The organism is Streptomyces sp. KR55 (assembly GCF_052245645.1).
GTDB lineage: Bacteria > Actinomycetota > Actinomycetes > Streptomycetales > Streptomycetaceae > Streptomyces > Streptomyces flavusporus.
This window is the reverse complement of record NZ_JBQQCE010000403.1, coordinates 1-8965: the sequence shown is the minus strand read 5'-3', so window position 1 is coordinate 8965 and position 8965 is coordinate 1. Positions and strand designations below refer to the sequence as shown.

Below are 8965 nucleotides of genomic sequence, written 5' to 3'. Positions count from 1 at the left end.
CCACATCCGGCGGGCGGCGGTCGCGCGGCCCGTCGCCAGCGTCTCCCAGTCCGGGCGGGTCGGATGCGCCCCGGGCGCACCGCACGCGGCGTCACCGCAGGAGCAGCGCTGCACCCCGTCGACGGCTTCCAGCCAGGTACCCGGGAACACGTCCCAGTGGCGCTCCTCGGCGTAGCGAACGGCGGTGTCCAGCAGCGATTCCCCGCGCTGCTTCGGAATCTGGGCGGCTTCGGTGGCCGGGATCGTCTCTTCCACGCTCCACTCAACTCCCGCACCAACCTGGGGTTACGGCCAGTCCGCGCGCGGGGGAGGAGCATTGATTCGGCGTTTGGGGCGCATGGATGCACGTGTGGGGGCGCGCGGGAGGATCCGCGGTGGGAGCTGGGTAGCCAGGGGTGGGGATGGCATCCGCCGTTCCCCGGCAATCCTCAGCATTCCCCGCATGGCTCGCATTGTGCGCATGTCCGCGGGGCATTGATCTTCACGGCCGGAATGTGCCGCCTCTGACGAAGGCAGCGGTTCCGGTCAGGGAAGACCGACCAACTCGGTGCGTGGGCAGGCACCGCAGCCACAGGGGGTACGCCAATGGCCGCAAGGCCTCTCGTTGCGCGGCAGCCGAACGAACGGCTGCAGGCGCTCATCCAGGAAGCGGGCTGCTCGAACGCCGGGCTGGCCCGCCGGGTCAACATGTGCGGCGCCGAGCACGGTCTCGACCTGCGCTACGACAAGACGTCCGTGGCCCGTTGGCTGCGCGGACAGCAGCCGCGCGGACGGGCCCCGGCGATCATCGCCGAGGCGCTCGGCCGCAAACTCGGCCGTACGGTCACGATCGACGAGATCGGCATGGCCAACGGCAAGAACCTCGCCTCGGGCGTCGGCCTCCAGTTCTCGCCGACGGTACTGGGAGCCATCGAGCAGGTGTGTGAGCTGTGGCGCAGTGACGTGGGCCGCCGGGACTTCCTGTCCGGCTCCTCCGTCGCCGCCTCCGCGCTGGTCGAGCCCAGCCGTGACTGGCTGATCTCCGCGCCCGACGCGCAGGTGGCGCGTGCGGCGGGACCGCGCGTGGGCCAGTCCGACGTCGCCGCGGTGCGTGCGATGACGCAGGCGCTGGTCGACCTGGACCACCAGTACGGCAGCGGGCATGTACGCCCGGTCGTCGTGCACTACCTCAACAGCGTGGTCTCCGGGCTGCTCGCCGGCTCCTACCGGGAGGCCGTCGGGCGTGAACTCTTCGCATCCGTCGCGCGGTTGACGGAGCTCGCCGGGTACATGGCCGTCGACACGGGGCAACCCGGGCTCGCCCAGCGCTACTACATCCAGGCGCTGCGGCTGGCGCAGGCCGCCGACGACCGCGGATACGGCGGGTATGTGCTCGCCGCGTCCATGAGCCACCTCGCCGCGCAGCTCGGGAACCCGCGCGAGATCGCGCAGTTGGCGCGTGCGGCGCAGGAGGGGGCGCGCGGGCGCGTGACCCCGCGCGCGGAGGCGATGTTCCACGCGGCGGAGGCACGCGGGCACGCGCTGATGGGCGATGCGCGGGCCGCCGAGTCGGCGGCCGGGCGGGCGGTGAGCGCCATGGAGCAGGCGGACGCCGCCTCAGGGGACGACCCGGCGTGGATCGCGCACTTCGACGAGGCCTACCTCGCCGACGAGCTGGCGCACTGCCACCGCGATCTGGGCCAGGCCGAGGCGGCGGCGCGCTACGCGCAGGAGTCCCTCGACGGGCACCCCGAGTCCCGGGCCCGCAGGCGCGCCATCGGCTATGTGCTGCTCGCCACAGCGCAGGTGCAGCAGCGTGAGATCGAGCAGGCCTGCCATACGGGACTGAAGGCCGTGGACCTCCTGGAGACCCTGCGCTCCAACCGGGGCGCCGAGTACATGGAGGACCTTCAGCAGCGGCTGGAGCCGTTCCAGGAGGAGGCCGTGGTGCGGGAGTTCGGGGCGCGGCTGGAGCTGCAGGCGGCAGCGTGAACAAGCGCCCTGCGCGTGCGTGAACGTGCGGGAAACGAGGGGATGGCGAGCGGGAGGTGGCATAAACAGCGTGCCGCGGGCCGGTTTTGTTACCGCGGTCACAGGGCAGGAGGTCAGGTCCTGTGCTGCGTGGCACCGGGCTCAGGGGACCCGGTAGCGTGAGCCGACGATTCCGAAGGTCCCCCATTCGTAGGAGTCCCGGTGACGCAGAGTGGACAGGGCGAGGAGCCCTCGGCGCGGCCCGCGCACGAAGGCATCGTGCTGCCCTCCGACGGTGGCGAGCCGCTGCTGCCGGGCATGACGGGCGGACCCGCCGACCGGCCTGCCGGCCCGCACCAGGCTGCCCCCGGCGGCCGGATCCCGGCCTCGGCCCCGCCCGGCGGCCAGGCCTGGGGCCAGCCGTGGGGCCCCGACCAGCACCAGGCCCCGGCCCCGCCGCCGGGCCAGGGCTGGCAGACGCCGCCCGCGGAGCCGTGGGGCACACCGGAGCAGGCCCCTTGGGCCACACCGGACACCTCGCCCGCCGTACCGTCCCAGCCGGGCCCGCTCCCACCCGAGGGGGCACCGGGCCAGGCGTACGGCACCGACGCACAGGGCGCATACGGCACATACCCGACCCCCGGCGCCGCAGGGGACACGTACTCCACGCCCACGAGCGGCACAGGCGCCTCGCTGCCACCCGCAAGTCAGGGCACCCCCATGCCGCCCACCAACCCCGGCGGCCCCGCCCACCCGCAGGGCCAGAACGCCCCTCTGCCCCCCGCAGGCCCCCGCGCCCCCCTGCCGCCCGGCACGCACGACGGCTCTCAGCCGTCCACCGGACAGGGCGCGCACCAGCCGTCCGCCGGATACGGCGCTCCCCAGCCGTCCACCGGACATGACGCCGGTCAGCCTTCCGGCGCGCATACCGATCACCAGCCGCCCGCCGGGCACGGCGCGTACCAGCCGTCTGCCGGTCACGGCGCTCACCGGCGGCCCGCGCACGGTGCCGCCCTGCCGCCCGCCTCCGGCCCCGACGAAGGTGCCACCCAGTACATACCGCCCGTCGCGTCCGCGCCCGGGAACGAAGGGGCCACGCAGTATCTGCCGCCCGTTGCCGCGGGCGGGGACGAGGGGGCGACGCAGTACCTGCCGCCGGTCGGACCGGGGGCGTTGCCGCCGGAGATGCCGGCCGGGGGGTCTGGCGAGGGGACGTCCGAGACGACTCAGTACCTCGGGCGGGCCCGGAGTGCGCCCGGCCCGCTGCCGTCGGCGTCCGGTCCCGACGCCGAGGCCACGCAGTACATCGCGCCCGTGCCCGGTCAGACGCCCGGTGCCCCGTACGGGGACCGGCAGCCGCCCGCCGAGTTCGACAACCTCTTCCGCAGCGGGCCGGGCGGCGACAGTCCGGCCGCGGCGACGCAGCAGCTGCCCCGCTTCCAGGAACCGCAGCCGGCGGGCCATGCCGCGCAGCCGTCGTACGACGGTCCCGGCCCGGCCGGTGGCCGGCGTGCGGCCCGGGACGGCGGCGGCCGCGGTGGCCGTACCGGCTCGCGCGTGCCGCTCATCGCCGCCTGCGGCATCGGCATCGCCGTGGTGGGCATCGGCGCCGGCGCGCTGCTGGCCACCGGGGGCGGCGAGGAGGACAAGGACCCCAAGACCGTCTCCGCCACGGCCCCCGCGACCGGCGAGACATCCGCCTCGCCGTCCGTCGATCCCGCCGAACAGCAGGCCATCGCCCTGGACAAGCTGCTCGCCGACAGCGGCGACAGCCGGACCACGGTGATCAACGCGGTCAACGACGTGAAGTCCTGCAGCAACCTGGCCCAGGCGGCCAAGAACCTGCGGGCCGCGGCCGGGCAGCGCAATGGCCTGGTCACCCAGCTGTCCGAGCTGTCCGTCGACAAGCTGCCCGACAACGCGGCGCTGACCGCCGCCCTGAACAAGGCGTGGAAGGCGTCCGCCGCAGCCGACAACCACTACGCCGCGTGGGCCGACCAGGTCGCCGGCCAGCGGGGCAAGCTCTGCAAGAAGGGCCAGGCCCGCAGCACCGGCCAGACCGCGGCCGGCAACCGGGAGAGCGGCACCGCCAGCACGCAGAAGGCGGAAGCGGCCAAGCTGTGGAACGCGATCGCGAAGACGTACGGCCTGACCGAGCGCCAGCCGACCCAGCTGTGAGACCGGCGCGGGGCGCCATCGCGGGCTCAGTTGTCCGCGTCGGCGCCCTGCAGGGTCTTCGTCACGTCGATGAAGCTCTTCCTGGCCGCGACCAGCTGGCCCTCCCGCACGACCTGCAGGGTCACGTCGGTGTTGACCAGCCGCGGGAAGCCCACCGAGGCCAGCACGTCCTGGAACTGCCACTGCAGCGTCGGCGTGAGCCCGCCCGTGGTGACCTTGAAACCGTCGTCCAGGGTGCGCCGTACGGAGTCGGCGGTCACGTTGCTGTCGCCGAGCGACTTCACCACGGCCTCGAGGACGGTGTACGCGATCCAGGTGGTCTGCACACCGGCGTCCGCGGGGTCGATGCGGGTGTCGGTGAAGGCCTGCTCGCGGATCACCTTCTTCATCTCGTCCCAGCGCTTGTCGGTCTCCACCGGGTACCAGCCGGTGATGTACGCCCCCTCGTACGGGCTCGACGCGCCGCCGGTCGCGTCGATGACCGTCTGGTCGACGCTGCCGAGCACGGTGCCGGTGCGCACCTCGGGGTAGTTCTCGCGGACGCGCCGGAAGGAGTCCATGAAGGTGCTGGTGCGGTCGCCGAGCGCGGGCACCACGCAGCCCGTCTGCGTCAGGTCCGTCGTGGCCCGGTCCAGCGCCCGCTCGGAGGGCGTGGAGTACTCGGTGGCGTCCTCCGCGGCGCGCAGGTCGCTCGCCGTGCTGTGGCCGCCCGCCCGCAGGCCCGAGTTGATCAAGGTGGGCAGTTCGTCGCCCGCGATGGTGTCGGGCCGGACCAGCGCGACCGGACCGCAGGTCCCGGCGAGCTCCCTGCCGAGGCCGGCCAGCAGCGCGGGCTGGCCGCCGTTGACGGGGTAGGAGAGGGGGCTGGTGAACTCGCCGTTCGTGATGCCGTATCCGCCTATGTACGGTATGCCCGCGCCTTCCAGGATCGGGAAGAAGGAGTCGGCGTACTGGCTGTAGGAGCCGACGACCGCGACGGCCTTCTCCTTGACCGCGCGGCGGGCGCACTTGGCGGCGCCCACGCTGTCGTTGTGGTCGTTGCAGAGCAGGACCCGGAGCTTGCGGCCGTTGATGCCGCCGTGGGAGTTGACGTGGCGGGCGTAGGCGAGCGCGAGGGCCGGCATACCGGGCTTGTTGGTGGCGTTGGTCTTCTGCGGCGCCCACGTCATGACGGTGATGGGATCGTCCCCGGCGCCCTCCGTGCCGGGGATGATCCCGCAACCGGCGGCGAGTGACGCGCACACCACCAGGGCGCCCGCTGTGCGGATCGCTCGGGCGGGCCGCCTGATGAGGGCGGGGAGGAAGGTGCTGCGGATGCGTCGCCTGCCGGTCATGTACCCGCACGATTCCGCCACATTGCTAACCCGGGAGTGACCCTTGGTCAACGCCTGGTGACGTAAAGGTGAATTGCGGGGGGTGGTGAACGGCGCGTGGCGAGGAACGTACGATCGATGACCGTGCAAGGTGTGCAAGGTGTACAAGGTTCGGCGAACTCTTCCCGCCGCGGGCGTCGCTCATCCACCATGGGCGACATGCCTCTGAACGACATGCCGTGGTGGCGCTGGCGCAGCAATGTGCGCTCCGCGCTGCACATGCTTTCCGATCCGGCGTTCCAGCGGGACGTCTGGCTGGCGGGCGTCGAGGGGTACGGGGACGTCACCGACGCCGTGTACCGGCTCGTCGAGGACACCTGGCTCGACCACTGGTCCGCCGAGAAGTACGTCGGCACGATCTTCCGCGACTCGCAGGAGGCGGCGCTCGTCGACACCGCCGTACTGCGGGTGCTGCGGATCATGCACCAGGTCGGGCCGGACGCGCCGGTGTCCTCCTACGTCGACCACCCGGCGTGGCCGGAGGCGGTGCGGGCCGCGCGGGACGCCCATGTGCGGATGGCGGTGAGCGACGGTGAGGACCCGGATGCGCCGCCGCGCACGCTCGAGGTGCTGCGGATACTCACGCGGTCGGCGTAGCTCGTCCGACCGCCGGACGACTTGCCTGGTGCCGAGCTCGGTGTGGGACCCTGTCCTGCATGAACGAGCAGTCCAACCGAGCCGCGGCCCCGGCCGACCAGTACGTCCTCACCCTGTCCTGCCCCGACAAGCAGGGCATCGTGCACGCCGTGTCGAGCTACCTGTTCATGACCGGCTGCAACATCGAGGACAGCCAGCAGTTCGGTGACCACGACACGGGACTGTTCTTCATGCGCGTCCACTTCTCGGCGGACGCTCCGGTGACGGTGGACAAGCTGCGGGCCAGCTTCGCGGCGATCGGTGACTCCTTCCAGATGGACTGGCAGATCCACCGGGCCGAGGAGAAGATGCGGGTCCTGCTGATGGTCAGCAAGTTCGGGCACTGCCTGAACGACCTGCTGTTCCGGGCGCGGATCGGGGCGCTGCCGGTGGAGATCGCGGCGGTGGTGTCCAATCACACCGATTTCGCCGAGCTCGTGGCTTCCTATGACATTCCCTTCCACCACATTCCGGTGTCGAAGGACAACAGGGCCGAGGCCGAGGCGCGGCTGTTGGAGATCGTGAACTCGGAGGGTGTGGAGCTGGTCGTGCTGGCCCGCTACATGCAGGTCCTCTCCGACGACCTGTGCAAGCAGCTGAGCGGGCGGATCATCAACATCCACCACTCCTTCCTGCCGAGCTTCAAGGGCGCGAAGCCGTACCACCAGGCGCATGCACGGGGCGTGAAGCTGATCGGTGCGACCGCGCACTACGTCACTGCCGATCTCGACGAGGGGCCGATCATCGAGCAGGAGGTCGAGCGGGTCGGCCATGGCGTCACGCCGGAGCAGCTGGTCGGTATCGGGCGGGATGTGGAGTGCCAGGCGCTGGCGCGGGCCGTGAAGTGGCATGCGGAGCGTCGGATCCTGCTGAACGGGCGCCGGACGGTGGTGTTCGCCTAGGAGCTCGGGGGGTTCTGGGTTCGAGGGCGGCTGCGGAAAGTCGTGGGCTGGTCGCGCCCACGCGGTGGAGCCGCATATCGATACAGCCCCGCGCCCCTTGAGTATGTGCAGTGGACGCACCTATAGGGGCGCGGGGAACTGCGCGAGAAACCACGACGCACCCGCAGCCGCCCGCGATAGAGGACCCACCCCTACATCCGGCTCAAGCTCGCCGCCGCAAGCAGCACGTCCTTGATCGCCTCCCGGTCGCCGACCTGCCCCGCTGCCGCCTCCTCCGGAGGAACACGGCCCGCGGCCAGGCGGCAGAACTCGACGCCGTCCAGGGCGACATGGGCCACCTCGTGCTCCGCGGAGCCCACCGCCGCCGGCGAGTCGAGCGGAATCAGCCACTCCCCGCCCCCGGAGCCCTCGATCTCCAGGCGCAGGGTCCGGCCGGGCTCACCGGCCGGTACGAGCCGCCGCGGCGTGCGGGCGGGCGCGGCGAGACCTGACCGGCGCCGCTCGGCCAGCACACCCGGCAGCAGGCGCGCCGCGAGGTCGATCATGCGGTGGAGATGGCGCGGGGACGGCGGCTCGTACGGGTAGTCCACCGCGTCCGCGATGTCCTCCGCATGCACCCAGCACTCGAACGCCCGGTCGATCATCGCGTCGTGCAGCGGCAGCTCGAAGTCGCCGTACGACACCGCCAGCTTCCCCGCGCCGCCGGTGAAGGACACCGTCCGCACGATGCCGTGGCTCTGCTCCCGCCAGGGCCCCCGCACCGAGCGGGTCGGCGGGAAATGCGAGGCACGCCAGTACGCCTCCGTGCGGCCGGCGGGCGTCGGAGCATCGGCGTCGGTGTCGCCGAGAGGGTCGTCGAGCCCGAGGGCGAGCGCGACGATCCCGTCGACCGCCAGCAGGTGTGCGATGACTCCCGCAACGGTGGTGCGGCGGCTCAGGGCCTGCGCACCGTCGAACCAGCGCAGCCGTACCGGCGCGTGCCACTCGGAGTCCCCGAAGTCCTGCAGCAGGGCGTCGAGCCGCGCACTCTCGGCGTCGTACGGCCTCGCCCACTCGGGAACCGGGATGCGTGGTGGCCGCCGGTCGAGGCAGGCGGCCAGGACGCGGGTGCGCAGGCCGGGGTCGAGGTCGAGGCTGTCCGGGCGCTGCAGCAGGCCGACCGCCTCGCGCAGCCGTCGGGCCTCGTCCGCGCAGCTTCCGCAGGTGCCGAGGTGTTCCTCGACGGCCGCCGTCTCCTCGGCCGAGCAGGCGGCCAGCGCCCACGCTCCGAGGAGGGACTTCAGGACGTGGTGTTCCAGTACGAGGGGCGCGGGGTCCGGCATGGCCGCCCGCAGGTCGTCGAGGGCGGGCAGCGGCCGTCCGCTGTCCTCGACCGAGGCACGCGGCATGGGTATGCGGGGCGGCTGCCGGCCGGGTACGGGGGCATGGTCGTCGCCGTCGCCGGGGCCGTCCGGTCCCTCGGGCGCGCCGCCGTCCCGGGTGCCGTGGGGCGGGTGCGGAGCCGGGTCCGGGTCGTCCTTCTTTCCGTTGCCGGAATCGCCGTGCTCGCCGTATTCCTCGTGTCCGCCGTACTCCTCGTACTTCCCGTCGTCCTCCTGCTCCCCGAACCCCTCATGCTCGTCGTACGCCCCGAAGCGTCCCGCCTCCGTCACACCGCACCCCCGTATCCCGGCGGCGCCCCGGGCGTGCCGGCGTCGTGGGCCGTGGAGAGCAGTTGCAGGCCGAGGCGGAGCCTGCGGCGGGCCTCGTCCTCGGTGACGCCGAGGTCGGTCGCGGTCTGGCGGTAGTCGCGGCGCTGGAAGTAGGCACGTTCCAGGGCTGCGCGCAGCGGGGCCGGCATGGACTGGACGATGTAGTCGGCGCGGGCGGCGACGTAGGCGTGGCGGACCTTGCGCTCCAGGTCCTCGGAGGAGTCGTGGCCGCTCT

At 72.5% G+C, this 8965-nt stretch carries 6 protein-coding genes and 2 pseudogenes; 4 read left to right on the top strand and 4 right to left on the bottom strand.

The window, feature by feature from the left end; translation table 11 throughout:
• Positions 1 to 255, bottom strand: a pseudogene (locus ACTWQJ_RS39410) (bifunctional DNA primase/polymerase); the annotation flags it as partial.
• A gap of 330 nt (positions 256 to 585) precedes the next feature.
• Between ACTWQJ_RS39410 and ACTWQJ_RS39405 the strand changes: the two are divergent.
• Together ACTWQJ_RS39405 and ACTWQJ_RS39400 are read left to right on the top strand one after the other, a co-directional pair.
• Positions 586 to 1971 (top strand): transcriptional regulator, encoded by a 1386-nt coding sequence (locus ACTWQJ_RS39405; RefSeq protein WP_443311241.1) that lies wholly within the window; start codon positions 586 to 588, stop codon positions 1969 to 1971.
• A 201-nt stretch (positions 1972 to 2172) separates the two neighbouring features.
• Entirely contained in the window at positions 2173 to 4128 is a 1956-nt protein-coding gene (locus tag ACTWQJ_RS39400; RefSeq protein ID WP_443311240.1) for a hypothetical protein, read from the top strand.
• A gap of 26 nt (positions 4129 to 4154) precedes the next feature.
• On the opposite strand, the gene ACTWQJ_RS39395 is transcribed toward ACTWQJ_RS39400, so the two are convergent.
• The gene (locus ACTWQJ_RS39395; RefSeq protein WP_443311239.1) at positions 4155 to 5462 is read right to left on the bottom strand and encodes an ABC transporter substrate-binding protein; all 1308 of its coding nucleotides are present in this window, start codon (positions 5460 to 5462) and stop codon (positions 4155 to 4157) included.
• 189 nt (positions 5463 to 5651) lie between these two features.
• Between ACTWQJ_RS39395 and ACTWQJ_RS39390 the strand changes: the two genes are divergently transcribed.
• Complete coding sequence (locus ACTWQJ_RS39390) at positions 5652 to 6098, top strand: SCO4402 family protein (RefSeq protein ID WP_206306740.1); 447 nt, start codon at positions 5652 to 5654, stop codon at positions 6096 to 6098.
• 59 nt (positions 6099 to 6157) lie between these two features.
• Complete coding sequence (purU, locus tag ACTWQJ_RS39385) at positions 6158 to 7039, top strand: formyltetrahydrofolate deformylase (RefSeq protein WP_443311238.1); 882 nt, start codon at positions 6158 to 6160, stop codon at positions 7037 to 7039.
• A gap of 191 nt (positions 7040 to 7230) precedes the next feature.
• Here purU and ACTWQJ_RS39380 read toward each other — a convergent pair whose 3' ends face one another.
• Both ACTWQJ_RS39380 and ACTWQJ_RS39375 read right to left on the bottom strand, forming a co-directional pair.
• Positions 7231 to 8691, bottom strand: coding sequence for a zf-HC2 domain-containing protein (locus tag ACTWQJ_RS39380; RefSeq protein ID WP_443311237.1), 1461 nt, complete (start codon positions 8689 to 8691; stop codon positions 7231 to 7233).
• Positions 8688 to 8965 (bottom strand): annotated as a pseudogene (locus ACTWQJ_RS39375) (RNA polymerase subunit sigma-70); the annotation flags it as partial. The pseudogene ACTWQJ_RS39375 and the gene ACTWQJ_RS39380, both read right to left, overlap by 4 nt.

Excerpts from the sequence above, each read along its gene's own strand:
- purU (WP_443311238.1), top strand. The coding sequence starts at position 6,158 with ATGAACGAGCAGTCCAACCGAGCCGCGGCCCCGGCCGACCAGTACGTC.
- ACTWQJ_RS39390 (WP_206306740.1), top strand. The coding sequence starts at position 5,652 with ATGGGCGACATGCCTCTGAACGACATGCCGTGGTGGCGCTGGCGCAGC.
- ACTWQJ_RS39395 (WP_443311239.1), bottom strand. The coding sequence starts at position 5,462 with ATGACCGGCAGGCGACGCATCCGCAGCACCTTCCTCCCCGCCCTCATC.
- ACTWQJ_RS39405 (WP_443311241.1), top strand. The coding sequence starts at position 586 with ATGGCCGCAAGGCCTCTCGTTGCGCGGCAGCCGAACGAACGGCTGCAG.